This is a genomic window from Nitratidesulfovibrio vulgaris str. Hildenborough, assembly GCF_000195755.1.
Classification (GTDB): Bacteria; Desulfobacterota; Desulfovibrionia; order Desulfovibrionales; family Desulfovibrionaceae; genus Nitratidesulfovibrio; species Nitratidesulfovibrio vulgaris.
In genome coordinates this window covers 1,699,799-1,716,327 of record NC_002937.3, presented here as the reverse complement: position 1 = coordinate 1,716,327, position 16,529 = coordinate 1,699,799, and the positions used below count along the sequence as shown (strand labels likewise).

20 protein-coding genes are annotated in these 16,529 nt (G+C 61.7%); 4 read left to right on the top strand and 16 right to left on the bottom strand.

Translation table 11 applies throughout. From position 1 onward, the window contains the following. Window position 1: 1 nt before the first annotated feature. The 11 genes from DVU_RS07740 to DVU_RS07690 form a co-directional block, all read right to left on the bottom strand. The gene (locus DVU_RS07740) at window positions 2-439 is read right to left on the bottom strand and encodes a PTS sugar transporter subunit IIA (RefSeq protein ID WP_010938923.1); all 438 of its coding nucleotides are present in this window, start codon (window positions 437-439) and stop codon (window positions 2-4) included. A 28-nt stretch (window positions 440-467) separates the two neighbouring features. Continuing rightward, window positions 468-1,379 (bottom strand): RNase adapter RapZ, encoded by a 912-nt coding sequence (gene rapZ / locus DVU_RS07735; protein WP_010938922.1) that lies wholly within the window; start codon window positions 1,377-1,379, stop codon window positions 468-470. 8 nt (window positions 1,380-1,387) lie between these two features. Further along, the gene (locus DVU_RS07730; RefSeq protein ID WP_010938921.1) at window positions 1,388-1,837 is read right to left on the bottom strand and encodes a PTS sugar transporter subunit IIA; all 450 of its coding nucleotides are present in this window, start codon (window positions 1,835-1,837) and stop codon (window positions 1,388-1,390) included. Between the two features lie 9 nt (window positions 1,838-1,846). Continuing rightward, a complete protein-coding gene (gene hpf / locus DVU_RS07725) occupies window positions 1,847-2,386 on the bottom strand; it encodes a ribosome hibernation-promoting factor, HPF/YfiA family (RefSeq protein WP_010938920.1) in 540 nt (179 codons plus the stop codon). 58 nt (window positions 2,387-2,444) lie between these two features. Beyond that, a complete protein-coding gene (rpoN, locus tag DVU_RS07720; RefSeq protein WP_010938919.1) occupies window positions 2,445-3,875 on the bottom strand; it encodes an RNA polymerase factor sigma-54 in 1,431 nt (476 codons plus the stop codon). A 143-nt stretch (window positions 3,876-4,018) separates the two neighbouring features. Beyond that, window positions 4,019-4,744, bottom strand: coding sequence for an LPS export ABC transporter ATP-binding protein (gene lptB / locus DVU_RS07715; protein ID WP_010938918.1), 726 nt, complete (start codon window positions 4,742-4,744; stop codon window positions 4,019-4,021). Then, complete coding sequence (locus tag DVU_RS07710; protein ID WP_011792315.1) at window positions 4,741-5,331, bottom strand: LptA/OstA family protein; 591 nt, start codon at window positions 5,329-5,331, stop codon at window positions 4,741-4,743. The genes lptB and DVU_RS07710 overlap by 4 nt, the downstream gene beginning before the upstream one ends. Before the next feature lie 9 nt (window positions 5,332-5,340). Continuing rightward, entirely contained in the window at window positions 5,341-5,985 is a 645-nt protein-coding gene (gene lptC, locus DVU_RS07705) for an LPS export ABC transporter periplasmic protein LptC (RefSeq protein ID WP_010938917.1), read from the bottom strand. Further along, the gene (locus tag DVU_RS07700) at window positions 5,982-6,509 is read right to left on the bottom strand and encodes a KdsC family phosphatase (RefSeq protein WP_010938916.1); all 528 of its coding nucleotides are present in this window, start codon (window positions 6,507-6,509) and stop codon (window positions 5,982-5,984) included. Before DVU_RS07700 ends, lptC begins: the two co-directional genes overlap by 4 nt. Then, window positions 6,499-7,320 carry a 3-deoxy-8-phosphooctulonate synthase gene (kdsA, locus tag DVU_RS07695; RefSeq protein ID WP_010938915.1) on the bottom strand — a complete coding sequence of 274 codons (822 nt, stop codon included), beginning with the start codon at window positions 7,318-7,320 and terminating at the stop codon, window positions 6,499-6,501. Before kdsA ends, DVU_RS07700 begins: the two co-directional genes overlap by 11 nt. Window positions 7,321-7,389: 69 nt before the next feature. After that, window positions 7,390-9,033, bottom strand: coding sequence for a CTP synthase (locus tag DVU_RS07690; protein ID WP_010938914.1), 1,644 nt, complete (start codon window positions 9,031-9,033; stop codon window positions 7,390-7,392). 256 nt (window positions 9,034-9,289) lie between these two features. Between DVU_RS07690 and DVU_RS07685 the strand changes: the two genes are divergently transcribed. The 3 genes from DVU_RS07685 to DVU_RS07675 all read left to right on the top strand — a co-directional run bounded on the left by DVU_RS07685 (window position 9,290) and on the right by DVU_RS07675 (window position 11,193). Beyond that, on the top strand, window positions 9,290-10,099 hold the full coding sequence (locus tag DVU_RS07685) for a phosphoribosylformylglycinamidine synthase subunit PurQ (RefSeq protein WP_010938913.1): 810 nt from the start codon (window positions 9,290-9,292) through the stop codon (window positions 10,097-10,099). 52 nt (window positions 10,100-10,151) lie between these two features. After that, window positions 10,152-10,625: a hypothetical protein gene (locus DVU_RS07680; protein WP_011792318.1), complete on the top strand. Its 474-nt coding sequence runs from the start codon at window positions 10,152-10,154 to the stop codon at window positions 10,623-10,625. 145 nt (window positions 10,626-10,770) lie between these two features. Beyond that, window positions 10,771-11,193, top strand: a complete 423-nt coding sequence (locus DVU_RS07675; RefSeq protein WP_010938912.1) for a hypothetical protein — start codon at window positions 10,771-10,773, stop codon at window positions 11,191-11,193. Window positions 11,194-11,294: 101 nt separating this feature from the next. Here the strand turns inward: DVU_RS07675 and DVU_RS07670 are convergent, their stop codons facing one another. From DVU_RS07670 to DVU_RS07655, 4 genes are read right to left on the bottom strand one after another with little or no spacing between them, the layout of a single operon-like run. After that, entirely contained in the window at window positions 11,295-11,537 is a 243-nt protein-coding gene (locus DVU_RS07670; protein WP_010938911.1) for a hypothetical protein, read from the bottom strand. Between the two features lie 4 nt (window positions 11,538-11,541). Then, window positions 11,542-13,077 (bottom strand): 2,3-bisphosphoglycerate-independent phosphoglycerate mutase, encoded by a 1,536-nt coding sequence (gene gpmI, locus DVU_RS07665; protein WP_010938910.1) that lies wholly within the window; start codon window positions 13,075-13,077, stop codon window positions 11,542-11,544. Next, window positions 13,074-13,478, bottom strand: coding sequence for a ribosome silencing factor (rsfS, locus tag DVU_RS07660; protein WP_010938909.1), 405 nt, complete (start codon window positions 13,476-13,478; stop codon window positions 13,074-13,076). Before rsfS ends, gpmI begins: the two co-directional genes overlap by 4 nt. Before the next feature lie 12 nt (window positions 13,479-13,490). Then, on the bottom strand, window positions 13,491-14,084 hold the full coding sequence (locus DVU_RS07655; protein WP_010938908.1) for a nitroreductase family protein: 594 nt from the start codon (window positions 14,082-14,084) through the stop codon (window positions 13,491-13,493). A gap of 185 nt (window positions 14,085-14,269) precedes the next feature. Between DVU_RS07655 and DVU_RS07650 the strand changes: the two genes are divergently transcribed. Continuing rightward, the gene (locus DVU_RS07650) at window positions 14,270-15,577 is read left to right on the top strand and encodes a phenylacetate--CoA ligase family protein (protein WP_010938906.1); all 1,308 of its coding nucleotides are present in this window, start codon (window positions 14,270-14,272) and stop codon (window positions 15,575-15,577) included. Window positions 15,578-15,988: 411 nt separating this feature from the next. Here the strand turns inward: DVU_RS07650 and DVU_RS07645 are convergent, their stop codons facing one another. Beyond that, entirely contained in the window at window positions 15,989-16,519 is a 531-nt protein-coding gene (locus DVU_RS07645; RefSeq protein ID WP_010938905.1) for a 4Fe-4S dicluster domain-containing protein, read from the bottom strand. Between the last annotated feature and the right edge of the window lie 10 nt (window positions 16,520-16,529).

Below are 16,529 nucleotides of genomic sequence, written 5' to 3'. Positions count from 1 at the left end.
GTCAGCCATTCCGGGTCTTGCTGCGGAGCATCTGCCCGGCAACGATGATACCCTTTCCGCCCGCCTCTCCCGCTTCAGCAGCAAGCTGGGCCAGGGGCATGGTGCGGCTGCCGAAGACTTTCAGCAGCATGGGCAGGTTCACCCCGGTGACGACCTCGACATTGGACGTCGCCAACAGCGACAGGCTGAGGTTCGTGGGCGTGCCGCCGAACATGTCGGTGAGAATGATCGCCCCGTTTCCCTTGTCAAGCCTGCCCACAGCCTCCTTGAGGCGGGTCACCGTCTCGCCCACCTCCTGCGAAACGTCGATACTGATGGACGTGCAGTCGCTCTGTGCCCCCAGAATGAACTCTGCGGCACGCAGAAGGGCACTGCCATAGTCAGCGTGGGTAACGATAATGACCCCTACCCTCGCTTCAACGTTATCCTTCTCGGTCATATCGGTTCACCATGGGCTGCACTTCTGCTCAACCCAGTTCTAGGTGACGATGTTCGATCGTCACCGCATAATCGGATTTACGCAGGACATCGAGCAATGCCTCTGCGGTGGCGACGGAGCGATGCCGCCCCCCCGTACAGCCGATGGCAACGGCGATGCGGTACCTTCCTTCGGCTTCATACAGGGGGAGCAGATAGGTCATGAAATCGATGAATCTGTCTCGAAACGTCCGGGCTGAATCCGTGCCGAACACATACTCGACGACAGGAGCATCCAGACCGGACTGGGGGCGCAGGGAGGTGTCGAAATAGGGGTTGGGCAGAAAGCGCAAGTCGAAGACCAGGTCGGCCTCTTTCGGGACGCCGTATTTGTAGCCGAAGGAGATGATGTTCACCCGTAGCGAACGCATGCGCCCCTTCAGGCTGCTCCAGCGTCGCTGGATGACGCGCCGCAGGTCATGGATGGAAAAGGACGTGGTGTCGAAAACAAGGTCGGCCGCCTCACGCACTGGGGCAAGGCGTCGCCTTTCTTCGGCAAGGGCCAACTCCAGCCCCATACCTTCGCTTTCAAGCGGGTGCGGACGTCGCGTTGTCGCATAACGCCGCATAAGCTCGCCCTGCTCCGCTTCGATGAAAAGCAACACAGGCCTGACGCCCATTTCCTGAAGGCGGGCCAAGGCCTGTTCGAACTGCTGTACGAACTCAGCCTCGCGGAGGTCCATGCCAAGCACTATGCCCTGATACTGCTCAAGAGCCTGTGCATCGAGGACTCGAACCATGTCGGGCGCAAGACGCACGGGCAGACCGTCGACAGTGAAATACCGCAGGTCTTCGAAGACGTTGAGAACAGTGCTCTTGCCAGCCCCGGAGAGTCCGGAGACGATGAGGACGGGGAATCCGGCTTCGAAGCCGTCATCGGCAGAACGCGCGGGGCTCGACATGGGCTGCCTCAAGCCTTTGAAAGAAGTTCCCACATTGCATTCGCATCAGGGGCTTCTATCAATGCCCTTCTGAATGCGACGTCTTTCAGCAACCGCGATATGTGCGCCAGAACGCGCAGATGCATGCCCGCCACATGTTCCGGGGCAAGCACCAGAAACACGATGTGCACGGGCTTGCCGTCAAGCGAGTCGAAGCCGAATCCGGCACTGCTACGACCGACACTCAGAACGATGCGCCCGAGGTCGGACAGTTTGCCGTGGGGGATGGCGATGCCGTCGCCGATGCCAGTCGTACCGAGTTGCTCGCGCTCGTGCAGCACTTTCAGCGCTGCACGCCCGTCTACCTCAGGGTGAGCCCGGCAAACGGCATTCACAAGTTCCGCCAGCACCTCTTCCTTGGTGCTGGCGGAGATCTCGTGAATTATGAGGTCTTTGCTAAGATACTCGTCAAGCCGCATCACGACACTCTAGACGACGGGGTCGATGAGCCCGAAGTCGCCGTTCCTGCGGCGGTAGATCACGTTGATCCGTTCCGATTCGGCATTCAGGAAGACGAGGAACTCGTAATCGAGCGCATCAAGCTGCATGGCAGCCTCGTCAACGTGCAGAGGCTTGGGCACGAACTGGTCGGTACCCACGATGGCCCTGTCTTCACCCTCACCTTCAGTATGATAGGTGAACACGTCGATATTGGCATTCGTCCGGGCAGAGCGCCGTCTTTCCTTGACGCGGGAGACATGCTTCTTGAGTTGTGCTTCGAGCTTGTCGAGTACGAGGTCGATGGTCGCGTACATGTCTTCGGACTGCTCGACGGCGGCGATGTTGATGCTGTCGCCCACAAGCTGGACTTCGGCCTTCTGACGGAACTTGTCCAGAGAAAGGGCCACCTGCAACTCGAGGTTGGCAGACTTGCCGACGAACCGGGCGAGCTTTTCGAAGCGACGACGGGCGTACTTCTTGAGGTGTTCCGAGGGCTCGAAGTTCTTGAACGTGAATGCGATGTTCATAAGCTCCTCCTGGGTTCGATGGAACACGTGCCTTGCGGCCGGGCCTCTTCGTGCTACGTCAGAAAACTTCCTTACGCTTGGACGAAGAGGGGATATTCATGGCTGTACGATACTTCGCAACCGTACGCCGGGCAATATTAACCTGAAGCTGTTCCTTCAGTATCTCGCCGATTCGCTCATCGCTCAGAGGTTCCTTGGGATTCTCCTCGCCGATGAGTTTCTTGATCAGAGCCTTGACACTCTCTGAACCGACCTGGCTGCCATCATCAAGTTCGAGCGCACTGTTGAAGAAGAACTTGAGCTCGAACACACCGTGAGGCGTGGCGACGAACTTGTTCGTCGTGATGCGACTCACGGTCGACTCGTGCATACTGATGTCGTCGGCGATGTCCTTGAGGATGAGTGGCCGTAAACGGGTCACGCCATCCTCGAAGAACCCCCTCTGGTACTTGATAATACTTTCAACGACCTTGTACAGGGTGCGTTGCCGTTGATAGAGGCTCTTGATGAGCCACGACGCGGAACGCACCTTCTCTTGCACGAAGTCCTTGTCCTTGCCCGTCACACCGGCAAGACTCTGGTCGTACAGCGAACTGAGTTGCAGATGGGGCAGCCCGTCGTCGTTAAGCACGATGACGAATTCATCGTCGTATTTGTACACGAACACGTCGGGGCTTACGAACATGGGGTCGCTGCCCCCGAAGCTCGAACCTGGCATGGGGTCGAGAGACTGTATGATATCAAGGTATTCCTTGAGATCATCCATGTCGAGTTTGAACTTGCGCAGCAGCGGCTTGTAACGGCGGGTTTCAAGGTCTTCGAGGTGGTCGCGAACGAGTTCGACGAGAACACGGTCGCGGTCGTAGCCAAGCATTTCGATCTGAATCAGCAGACATTCCTGCGGAGTCCGCGAGGCAACACCTACCGGGTCGAAACGCTGGACGGCGTGCAATACCGGAATGACTTCGGAAGCATCGGCACCACACATCTCTGCAATGTCTTCGACAGAGGCCTGAAGATATCCCGAAGAGCCGATATTGCCGATGATGGTTTCACCGATGCCCTTCTGGTCTTCTGTAAGACGCGAAAGACGCAACTGCCACATGAGATGCCCTTCAAGCGATGGGCGGGCAGAATAGCGCGCCTCGAACGCGGTCATCTCCTCGGGGAGTTCAGTTTCGCGTACCTGCGCCTGCCGCGAAGAGCTGGCGAATTCGCCAAGATAGTCTTCCCAGTCGGCATTACGCGACAATTCCCTGTCATACGCCTCCGGCGCAGATTCGTCTTTACGCGAGGAGGCTTCTGAGGCAGAAGATGCAGCGCCTTCATCCATTCCTTCTTCAAGGAACGGATTCTCAAGAAGCTCTTGCTGAACGGTCTCGACAAGCTCAAGACGTGACAATTGCAAAAGGCGTATGGCCTGCTGCAGTTGTGGCGTCATGACAAGCTGCTGACTCAGCTTGAGTTGCTGTCTAAGTTCGAGTGCCATTGAACAAGGAACCTCTCGCCGTCATGTTAAGCACCAGATGCGCGATATCCACCTTCTGTTAGCAAAAGAAGAAAAGTACCGTGCAACAGTGCGTTACGTAGTATCATGACACAGCGCGAGGCAGGATGCAAGCTTGATGCCGACTAGAGGCAGAAGTCCGCCCCAAGATAGACAAGACGGGCCTGTTCGTCACCTACGATATGCTCGGGTGTGCCGTCCAGAATGACCTGCCCCTGATGGACCAGGTACGCCCGGTCACAGATGGTGAGCGTCTCCCGCACGTTATGGTCGGAGATGAGCACCCCTATCCCGCGATCACGCAGCTTGCGGATAAGCCCCTGAATATCACCCACGGCAAGCGGGTCGATGCCTGCGAATGGTTCATCGAGCAGCACGAACTTGGGTTCGCGGATCATGCACCGCGCGATCTCGAGTCTGCGCCGCTCACCGCCCGAAAGGTGCATGGCACGCGAACTGGCAAGATGCGCGATACCGAAGTCCGCCATCAGCGCCTCGGCACGCTCCTTCTGTCTGGCAGCCGGAAGCCCGGTATGCTCGAGGATGATCTCAAGGTTTTCACGAACGGTGAGCCTCTTGAATACGGAGCTCTCCTGAGGCAGATAGCTCAACCCCACGCGAGCGCGCTCATGCAAAGGCCAGTCGGCGATGTCCTGTCCGTCCAGTCGGACGATGCCAGCCGTGGGTTTGATGATGCCTGTGAGCATGTAGAACGTCGTGGTCTTGCCCGCGCCGTTGGGCCCGAGCAACCCGACGATCTCGCCCTGCTGTACCGAGACGGAGACACCCCGCACGACCTCGCGCTGCCCGAACCGCTTACGCAGATCTTCGCCTTGCAATACGGCCATCATTCAGACTCCTTTGCCTTTTCCGCTCCGGGCAGCGACGCGGAAGACGAAGAGGTGAACACGGCCTCTACAGGGCGCGAGGTGCCACCATGCACTTCGCTTCGATTCTCGCGAGTGTAGAAATAGATGACCTCGCCCTTCACCACGTTCTCCTTGTCGAAGAGGACAGGCGAGCCTTCCATGATCATGAGCCCGTCATTGGTGGTATAGGTGGCCTTCTGACATGTACCGTTACGCCCTTCGCGCACCATCCGTACATTCTTCTCGGCGACGATACGTTCAATCTCACCGGCATCCATGCCACCCGGCACGTCTCCACCGCTCTTGCCTTCCTTGGACTTGCCAAGGTGCAGCGTCAGCTTCACCGACCACAGTTCGAAGTCGGGACGCTTGACGTATACATCGCCCTCGAACACGACACTCTGCTTGTTCGCATCATACTGCATGCGCTGCGCGGTGACAGTGGTCGGTACAGATTTCTGGGCGGGATTCGCGGTCGCCTTGGGCTGCGCGCAGGCGGTCGGCACAGGAAACGCCACGGCAGCAGCCATGGTCAGGGAGAGAAGAAAGGGAACAAGCCTACTGGCCATATGAATCTCCTATCGTGCAGCGGGGGCGGTCTCTGCCGGGGCATGAGTGGCCCGGTCTGGGTTCCCGGAGGTACCGGAGGCATTCGGTGCAGCGGCATCGGCACGGGACCAGTGCACAACAACCCCGTCCTCACCCTCTATGACATTCGTGGCAAGATTCCATGAAAGACGCGTGGCGTTTCCGCGCGAAGTGGCCCCTACGATGACGGCCCCTTCAGGAAAGACCATGAGACGCGACGTGCTGTTGTACGTCATCAGAGTACCGTCGAGCACATAGTCGCGATAGGTGCAGGTCACCTTGTCCCACAACCGGATGAAGCTCTGGTTGTCACGCACTTCGCCCTTGGGGGCGATGACACGCAAGGGTTCTTCAGTCTTGCCGACCTTGTAGATGATGTCGGGGCTATCAACGTCGATGACGCCCTTCTCTTGCCGCAACGCGGCCCATGTGGCCTTGAGCCGCCACAACTCTACGCCTTTCTCGCCCTGAACGAGTTCTACGCCTTTAAGGGCGAGTCCGACAGCCTCTTCAAGGGCGTCGCGGGCCTGTTCCTTCGTTGGGACCTTCGGGGGCGCAAGGAAATGACGCCACGCGGCATAGCCCGCAGTGCCAAGAACAGCAAGGGCGACCAGTACGACCAGCAGCCGTCTCATGCCCGTTCCATCCATGATGCGGCAAGCTCATCGAGCACTCCCCGGCTGGCAAGGATAAGGCGCACGACCTCACGCACCGCGCCTTCTCCACCCCGGGCCGCGGTCACGTACTTCGCAAGCGCCTTGACCTCGGGCTGGGCATTGGCGACGGCTACGGGGAATCCGACCAGCTTCATGGGGCCGAAATCGACCCAGTCGTCACCGACATAGGCGACCTGTTCCCACTCAAGGCCGTATTTCATGCGAATGGCATCAAGCGACTCGGTCTTGCGCAGATATCCTGCGTAATAGTCCTCGATGCCCAGACCGCGCACCCTCTGCGCCACGGCCTCGGAGGCGAGTCCCGTAATGACGGCCACATGCAGTCCCACAGACTGGGCAAGCTTTATGCCCAGCCCGTCCTGCACATTGAAACGCTTCGAAACCCGGCCTTCATCGTCATAATAAAGCCCGCCATCGGTCATCACTCCGTCGATGTCGAGCACGAGGAGAGAGACCTTGCGGGCCATCGACTCAACAGACATGTTCGAGGCTCCAGAGGGCCGAAAGTTCCTTCAACAGGGCGGGCAGCCTGTCAAGAGGCCAGCTGTTGGGGCCGTCGCACAACGCCTTGTCGGGGTCGGGGTGGCACTCGAGGAACACGCCATCGACCCCTGCTGCCACGGCAGCCCGCGCGAGCACGGGTACATGACGACGTTCGCCACCCGAGGAACCGCCCAGACCACCGGGAAGCTGCACCGAATGGGTGGCATCGAATACCACTGGCACGCCGAACCCTTGCATGGTGGGGATGGACCGGTAGTCGACGACAAGGTTGTTGTACCCGAAACTGGCGCCGCGCTCGGTCAGCAGAATGCGTTCATTGCCTGCGGCACGGAGCTTCTCCACGGCGGGCCTCATGTCCCATGGCGCGACGAACTGCCCTTTCTTGACGTTCACCACACGCCCGGTGGCGGCAGCGGCGACAAGCAGGTCCGTCTGGCGACAGAGGAAGGCCGGTATCTGGATGATGTCGGCGACTTCGGCGACAGGTGCAGCCTGTTCGGGAAGATGGATGTCCGTGACGACAGGCAGACCGCTCTCTTCACGGATTCGGGCCAGCCACTCCATGCCCCGCACAAGACCGGGGCCACGGAAACTGGTGATGGAAGTACGGTTGGCCTTGTCCCACGAGCTTTTGAAGACGGCGAAAAGCCCGGCGGCCTCGGCAGCCTCACGCACGGCATGGGCTGTCTCCATGGCGACGTCGAAGTCTTCAAGGGCGCACGGGCCTGCAAGAATGAAGCGCCTTGCGGCGAGACGGGCGTGGAGGGCATCGGGGGTGGGATGTTGCATGGGCCTCCGGCCGGATGGGCCAGTCGGTGGCGCGGCGGCGGTAGAACGTCCACCGCCGCGCCTGTTCGATTATCGCTTCCCGGCAGGGTGCGTCTTCGCTGCGCGGATGAACTCGCGGAACAGCGGATGCGGCTGCATGGGATTGGACTTGAATTCGGGGTGGAACTGACAGCCGAGGAACCACGGATGGTCGGGCAACTCGACGATTTCCACCAGTTCGCCATCAGGGGAAAGACCACTGAAGACCATGCCACTCTGGGCCATGGCATCGAAGTATGCCTTGTTGAACTCGAAGCGATGACGGTGACGCTCGTCGATATGCTTCACGCCGTAGGCATCATGGGCCTTGGTGTCGGGAACCACGACGCAGGGGTACGAGCCGAGGCGCATGGTACCACCCTTGTCGCTGGACGAATCACGGCGCTCGACCGCCTGACGGCGATGGTCGAACCATTCCGTCATGAGGTAGATGACCTTGTTCTTGCTGAGTTCATTGAACTCTTCGGAGTTGGCATCTTCAAGCCCCATCACGTTGCGGGCGAATTCGATCACGGCGCACTGCATCCCGAGGCAGATGCCGAAGAAGGGCACCCTGTTCTCACGGGCATAGCGGATGGTGAGAATCTTGCCTTCAACGCCGCGATAGCCGAAGCCACCGGGAACCAGTATGCCGTCGAGCCCCTTCAGGGCCTCGGCCACGTTCTCTTCGGTGATCTCCTCGGAGTTCACGTACTTGAGGTCGACAGCCACCTTGTTGGCCACGCCACCGTGCACCAGCGCCTCATGCAGGCTCTTGTAGGCCTCCTTGAGGTCCACGTACTTGCCGACGATACCTATGGTCACCCTGCCCTGCGGATGCGCGCAGGTGTCGACCAGCGTCTCCCACGGCTCGAGGTTGGGATTCTTGGCAGGCAGGCGAAGCATGATGGCGATCTTCTGGTCGAAGCCCTCTTCGTAGAATCGCAGCGGCACTTCGTAGATGTTCTTCACATCCACGGCAGAGAAGACGGCATCCTGATCGACGTTGCAGAACAGGGCGATCTTGCGCTTGAGGTCGGCGGTGATGGCCTCTTCGCAACGGCAGAGGATGATGTCGGGCTGGATGCCGATGGAGCGAAGCTCCTTGACGCTGTGCTGGGTGGGCTTGGTCTTGTGTTCGCCGGCAGCGCGCAGGTACGGCACGAGCGTAAGATGGATGTAGAGGCAGCGATCCTTGCCAAGGTCGCCACGAAGCTGGCGGATGGCCTCGAGGAAGGGAAGTCCCTCGATGTCGCCCACGGTTCCGCCGATCTCGATGAGGGCCACGTCGGGGTCGTCCTCGGCGAGGCTCAGCACGGCGTTCTTGATCTCGTCGGTGACGTGCGGGATGACCTGCACCGTGCCGCCAAGATAGTCGCCACGGCGTTCCTTGGTGATGACGCGATGGTAGATGGAGCCCGACGTGTAGTTGTTCTTCTGCGACATGGGCTCGGCGAGGTAGCGCTCGTAGTGCCCGAGGTCGAGGTCGGTCTCGGCACCGTCATCGGTGACGTAGACTTCGCCGTGCTGGAAGGGGTTCATGGTGCCGGGGTCCACGTTGATGTACGGGTCCAGCTTCTGGATGGTGACCTTCAGCCCACGGGCCTTGAGAAGCGCGCCGACGGACGCGGCAGCAAGCCCCTTGCCCAGCGAGGAGAGAACGCCGCCGGTGATGAAAATAAATTTGGTCTTCATGAAAATCCTGCCTCGGATGTCTTTGTGGCCTCACAGCGGACCGCTGCCGCCGCATCCTGCACCGGACGCACGGCATCCTGCCTTCATACCACTGATTTTCGGAAAAGGTAAGCCGGTTGACGGCACCGTGCGGCTACACGTATGATCGTCGGTTGCAGCCGTCGCCACCAGACGACGGCATGAAGTCAGCCGTGTAGCTAGTTGAGGCCCCTTTCCCTGTCAAGAACAGTGTGCCCCCTCTGAGGAGATTCCGTCGATGCCGCAAGTGCATACGCTGGTCATCACCGGCTATGGAACCAACTGCGAGGTCGAGTCGGCCCACGCCGCCCGCATGGCGGGTGCCGACCGTGTCGATATCGCCCATTTTTCCGACCTCGTCGCCGGTCGCGTCACCCTTGCCGACTATAATTTTCTGGTCTTCCCCGGGGGCTTCCTCGACGGTGACGACCTTGGTTCGGCGCTGGCAGCAGCACAACGCTGGCGCCATGCCCATGATGCACAGGGCAACCGCCTTCTCGAAGCGCTGCGCGACTTCGTGACGCGCGGCGGTCTTGTGCTGGGCATCTGCAACGGCTTCCAGCTGCTCGTGAAACTCGGCCTGCTGCCCGCACTGGATGGTCAGCGCTTCGACAGGCAGGTCTCGCTCAGCCACAACGATTCGGCCCGTTACGAAGACCGATGGGTGCATCTGCGCGTCAACGCCGCAAGCCCCTGCGTCTTCACGAAGGGCATCGAACACCTTTACGTGCCCGTGCGCCATGGCGAGGGCAAACTCGTTGCGCGCGACGAAGAGGTCATGAACCGTCTCGTATCCGGAAACCTCGTGGCTTTGCAATACGCCGACCCCGAGACGATGGAACCCACCATGGAGTACCCGTGGAACCCCAACGGTTCGCCCCTCGGCATCGCCGGACTCACCGACCCCACCGGGCACATCCTCGGCCTGATGCCCCACCCCGAGGCGTTCAACCACCCGACCAACCACCCCGGTCGTGGTCGGGATGAAACGGCACCTCTCGGTACCGTGATATTCGACAACGCCGTCCGCTATCTGCACGGCAAATAGCTTCATCGGCGGGGCCTTGCGAAAGGCCCCGCCGACCTGCGACGGGGGCCACATGGTGCCATGCCACCTCTGCGGAAAAGATGCCGTCGGCGGCTGGATACATGGCTTCGTCCCCTCGCCGGACAGGCTCAAGGTCGGCCTCTGCCCGGAACATGACTCCCCCGACCACAGGCGCGTTGTGAGGGCGGTATGGCGTCGGCTGATGGAACGCGAGGTCGCGACCCTCAACACGTGCAACGCCCACCATGCCGGGCCGCCACGATTGCGCCGCCTGCACGTCACCTTCGTCGAGGGCGGCAGCGTCACCACCGACTGCCTGTCTTGCGAGACGCCTGACACCAACACGTTGCGGGTGCTGCTTCCCGATGGCACTCTCCGCTTCCACCCCCTGTCGCGCATCCGCACATGGGAAATCACATCCCCGCCTCCTGCCGATGACGGCAACAGCCATGACAACGTCCCCCCGGTGCTACAGACGGCTGACACGAAGACTGAAGACGGGCATACACCGCCAACCGCTTCGTAGCCCGTCTGCCATGACGCCCGTCTCGTCCCCGTAGCAGTGTGGTCGCCATGTCTGTAAGCGCTTGCCACCATGCCACCGCCGAAAGGCCCGACGTCCTGAAACCCTGAACCCCGTGCCACACGGAGAGAGCCTTCGAGGTACCACCATGTCTGACCTTCTCCCCCTTTCCGGTCTTAACCCCCTGCTCGCCGACTGGAGCGCGGATGCGCCCGCCCGCGCCGCATTCGTCGCCCTGCGCGACCACCTCGCCGCCCTGCCCGGTACCGAACTCGCTGTCCGTGCCCGTCCGGGAGTGAGCTGGTCGCTGCGTGCAACGGCGGGCGACCCGACAGAACGCCCGCTCTTCGTCCTTGTGGACGTCATAGACGACGACCCGGCAGACCGCTGGCTCTCGGTCTGCTTCTACGATGACATGATCACCGACCCGGAAGAGCGCGGCGACTGGGTACCCAAAGGACTCATGGGCTGCGACGCCCGGTGCTTCAACATCGACGCCGATGCGGAACCGGACACCGAACAGTACGTGAAAGCCCGCCTCGATGAGGCGCACACCAAGGCGGCAGGCTAGCCCGCCTGTTCCGGACCCAAGAATGTCAAAAGGCCACCCACCCGGATGGCCTTTTGACATTCCAAGGACCAGACGCAAGGGGCGTATGCGCCCCCCCCCATTCACACGAAATCCGGGTCGACGGCAGCCCTGCCGTTATCGAGCATGACCTTGAGATAGCGAACGGTACGCTCGTCCACCGGCACGATGGGAAAAGGCTGCATGCACGAATCGCACTGGGCCATGGATGGCTGCGTGGGCGCAATGAGCGGCACGGTACGGTTGCAGAAGGGGCACTGGTAGAAGAATACGAGTTCGACGCCGTCGGGTCTGACGGGTTCTACGGGTCTGGAGGACTGCGACATCATCTCACTCCGTGATGAGGCTCGTTCCGGTCATGCCAGCCGAAGCAGGCACACCCCACAAGCCGAGTATGGTAGGTGCGATGTCGCCAAGGACACCGCCCTCGCGAAAAGTATGGACGCGCCCCTGTTCGACCACGGTGAAAGGAACGCGGTTCATGCTGTGGGCCGTCTGCGGATTGCCCGACTCATCGAGCAACTCCTCGGCGTTGCCGTGGTCGGCGGTGATGACCAGCCGCCCGCCCGACGCCAGTACGGCATCAGCGATGCGCCTCACGCACGCATCCACGGTCTCGCACGCGCGTACGGCAGCGGGGATGACCCCGGTGTGTCCGACCATGTCGAGATTGGCGACATTGCACACGGCAAGCGTATAGCCCCCGCCCGCCCATTCCTCGAGAAGCGTATCGGTGACGGCTTCTGCGCTCATCTCGGGCTTGAGGTCGTACGTGGCGACATCACGCGGCGACGGCAACAGGCGGCGTTCCTCGCCCGGGAACGGTTCTTCACGCCCGCAGTTGAGGAAGTAGGTGACATGCGCATACTTCTCGGTCTCGGCGATACGCAGCTGGCGCAGTCCCTGATTCGCCACGACTTCCCCCAGCGTACCGTCGAGGGGTTGTTTGTCGAAAGCGACTGGAAGCCCGAGGGCGGGGTCGTAGGAGGTCATGGTAGCGAACCCCGCAAGCGAGGGAACATGCCCCCGGTCGCCATGCTCGAACGTTCCGTCGACGAACATGTGCGACAACTGCCGCGCCCGGTCTGCCCGGAAATTGAAGAAGAACACCCCGTCACCATCCCGGATGGTACCGATGGGGGAACCGCCCTCGACCACGACCCGCGGCTTGACGAACTCGTCCGTCTCGCCCGCGGCATAGGCCGCTTCGACCGCGCCGACCGGGTCGTCAGCGGGCGCACCCTCGCCGCGTGTCAGCATCGCCCACGCAAGCAGGTTGCGGTCCCAGCGCTTGTCGCGGTCCATGGCGTAGTAGCGCCCGACGAGACTGCCGATGCGTCCCGCACGGTTGCTTTCAAGGAACGAGGCGAGGCGCTTCACATAGCCGACACCGGAGGTGGGGGCGGTATCGCGCCCGTCGAGGAAGGCATGCACCACGACCTCGACCCCCGCGTCCCGCGCCGCAAGGGCCAACGCCTCCACATGGGCGATATGGCTATGCACGCCGCCATCTGAAAGCAGCCCCATGAGATGGACTCTGCCACCAGTGGCGCGCACGGCTTCGAACAACCCCGTCAAAGCGGGGTTGCTGGCAAGTTCGCCCCGCTCGACGGCGATGTCTATCCGGGTCATGTCCTGATACACCACGCGCCCTGCCCCGATGTTCATATGACCGACCTCGGAGTTGCCCATGAATCCTTCAGGCAACCCCACGGCACGACCGGAACAGGCGAGTTCCGTACAGCCCGCCTGTCGAAGCAACGAGGAGAGGTGAGGCATCCCGGCGAGGGTCACGGCGTTGCCGGGCCCCGCAGGGGCCTTGCCCCAGCCATCGAGGATAAGCAGGAGCGTGGGTTTCAGGCTCATAGGTCGTCGTCGCCTCCGGCGGCTTCGCCACGCCCGTCATGCAGCACAGGGGCCTTGGCCCACAGGCTTTCGAGCTTGAACAGGCCGCGCGTTTCGGGCTGGAAGACGTTGACGATGATGTCGTTGAGGTCGACCAGAATCCACTGCCCGGTCTGGTAGCCTTCCATGCGCAGGTATTCGTAGTTGTTCTCGTTGCACATGGCGAGCATGTGGTCCGCGAGGCTCTGCCCATGCCGCACCGAACCGGCGGTGACGATGACGAGCGCCTCGGCGAAGGGGCTCTGCCCCGCGAGGTCGTAGGCCACGATGTCGCGCGCCTTCTTCTCTTCAAGCCAGCCGATGATGGCCTTGACCTTGTCCACAGTGGGCAGGGTCACGAATTTCTTCTCTTTGGTCTGCATCGTTGTTCCGTATCATTCGTTACTGTCGCCGAAGCGGCCGACGAGCACATCGTCGAGACTCCGCTTGGGGACATGGTGTACGCCCTGGGCATCTCGCCAGTAGCGTATGGATTCGTCTTCACCGAGGGGGGCCAGCACGCGACGCTCGGCGGGGTGACCGATGGCGAGCACGAGCTGCACTTCATAGTCCTGCGGCACCTCGAGCGCCTCTTCGACCACGGCCCGGTCGAACGCCCCTATCATGCAGCAGCCGAGCCCCTGGGCAGCGGCGCCGAGCATGATGGTCTGCGCCGCGATACCGAGGTCGACCCTGACGCCAGCGCCGCCCTCGCGCGGGGCGAGGATGCCTACATACCCCGCAGGCCGTTCGGGCTCGGCGGGGCCGTCCCAGTCCGTGAGGTAGGCGGCCCAGCGCAACGCGCCGAAGACCCGGTCGTTGCGCGTCCTGTCGTTGCAGACGACATAGCGCAGCGCTTGCCTGTTCGCGCCACAGGGGGCGATTCGCGCCAGGTCGACAAGCCAGACAAGGATCGACAAGGGGATGGGCCTTGCCGCATCGAAACGGCGGCAACTGCGCGCCGTGGTGACAAGAGAGCCGTAGTCCATGCGTGGTCCCTCCTCCTGACGTGAGCGGTGTACCCTATTACCCCGCACACCGCAAACACGGGCGGGTGCGCTTGACCGGACAGGATGATTGGGGCACTACTGGCGGTTGCTGCCGCCCCGTCCGAGGGGCTTTCACAGGCGGTTCATCAAAGGCATTCCGGCAACCAATTCGAGGAGTCCGAGCTATGATTTTCGATGTGGATCGAGAAACCCTCCCGAGAGAGGACCTTGAAGCGCTCCAGCTCACGCGGCTCCGCAATCTGTGCGAACGTGTCTACGCCAACGTGCCGCACTACCGCCGCCGCTTCGACGAAGCGGGCATTTCGCCCGCCGACATCCGCAAGCTCTCGGACCTCAAGTATCTACCGTTCACCGAAAAGCAGGATCTGCGCAACAACTATCCTTATGGACTGTTCGCCGTACCGAAGGAGAACATCGTCCGGCTGCACGCCTCCAGCGGCACGACGGGCAAGGCCACGGTTGTGGGCTACACCAAGCGCGACCTTGACAACTGGGCCGAGATGATGGCCCGCGCGTTTGCGGCTGCGGGCGTTTCACGCCGCGACCTCATCCATAACGCCTATGGTTACGGCCTGTTCACGGGCGGCCTCGGAGCGCACTACGGTGCAGAGAGACTGGGCGCCACTGTCATTCCCGTCTCCGGGGGCGGCACCAAGCGGCAGGTGCAACTGCTTCGCGATTTCGGTGCCACCGTCATCTGCTGCACCCCCTCCTACGCCCTGTATCTGCACGAGGCCTCGCTTGAAGCGGGCATCGACATGCGCGAACTGCCGCTTCGTGCCGGGGTGTTCGGCGCGGAACCATGGTCTGAGGAGATGCGCGCCGAGATAGAGCAGAAGCTCGGCATCTCCGCCGTCAATATCTACGGTCTTTCCGAAATCATGGGCCCCGGCGTCGCCATCGAATGCGCTGACGCCAAGAGCGGCATGCACATCTTCGAAGACCACTTCCTGCCCGAGATCATCGACCCCGTGACCGGGGAACAGCTGCCCTACGGCGAGACCGGCGAGCTTGTCATCACCACCCTCACCAAGGAAGGCATACCGCTGGTGCGCTACCGCACCCGCGACATCACCTCGCTCGACCGCACGCCCTGTTCCTGCGGGCGCACCCACATGCGCATGCGCCGCATCACGGGCCGCAGCGACGACATGCTCATCATCCGCGGCGTGAACGTCTTCCCGCAGCAGATAGAGGCTATCATCATCGAAGCCGAGGGCACGTCACCGCACTACCAGATCGTGGTCACACGCGATGGCAATCTCGACAACATCGAGGTGCAGATCGAGGTGTCCGGCGACTTCTTCTCCGACGCCATCAAGAACCTGCAACGCCGTGAAGCCCGCATCCAGAAGACCATCAAGGAGTTCCTCGGCGTCACTGCCAAGGTGCGTCTGGTTGAGCCCCGCACCATCCAGCGCTCTGAAGGAAAGGCCAAGCGGGTGGTCGACCTGCGCGAGGTCAACCCCTAGCACGAACACCAACGCCGACCTGACGGGGCCGGAGGAGCGATGCCGCTCTTCCGGCCCTTTTCATTGGCCGACTTGGCGGTATCGGATGTCTGCCACTCTCTGCCCTCGCAAGTCGAGCCCCCCTTCCGGCCTTCAGCGTACGCAGTCCGAGAACCGCACAGCGTCCCGGAGTCGCCATCGGCGAACAGCGGACGTCCGTGATGGCAGGAGGCCCGCCCGTCGTTCCCGAAACCATGACGACCGGAGGAGGAGCCTATCCCGGTCATTCGGGTAAACTCTAGCGCCTGCCTGTCACCGTCTCCGCAAGCAGCCTCATAAGCGGCTCGACCGTAAGCAGCCGACAAGGAAAAGGGGAAGAGCCTCTGCCCTCCCCCCTGTCATCCCATGCCAGCGAAGCCTTGCGTATGCCGCTCAGCCTTCGCCCTGTTCACGTTTGCGAGAGGGGGGCCTTACATGCGCCATGACACGGTCACGGGCGGCACGGGCTTCATCGGTTTCAAGCGTATCGATCATCTCGCGGTCGACATACATGATGGCACCGCACGGACACATCTCTGCACAGGCGGGCCCGAGGCCCACGTCACGGCGCGAGGCGCACATGTCGCACTTGCGCACGGTCACCCCCTGGTCAGTGGCGAAGAACGCCGCATACGGACAGGCGAGGACGCAATTCCGCGATTCGCAGCCCCGGCAGAGCATGGGCTGCAGCACCACGGCCCCGTCACGGTCACGCATGAGGGCGCCACGGGCGCACACCTTCATGCAGTGGGCCTGTTCACAGTGCTTGCAATAGAGAGGCGCCATCAACCCGTCCACGGTACGTATCATGACGATGCGCGGCGCGTCGTACAGAAAGGCGCACACGGCCTCGCACGTCTCGCAACCGATGCACTTGCTGTAATCTATGTACAGGGTCTTGCCCCTGTCGGCGTTGTCGGCCATCTGCGTCTCC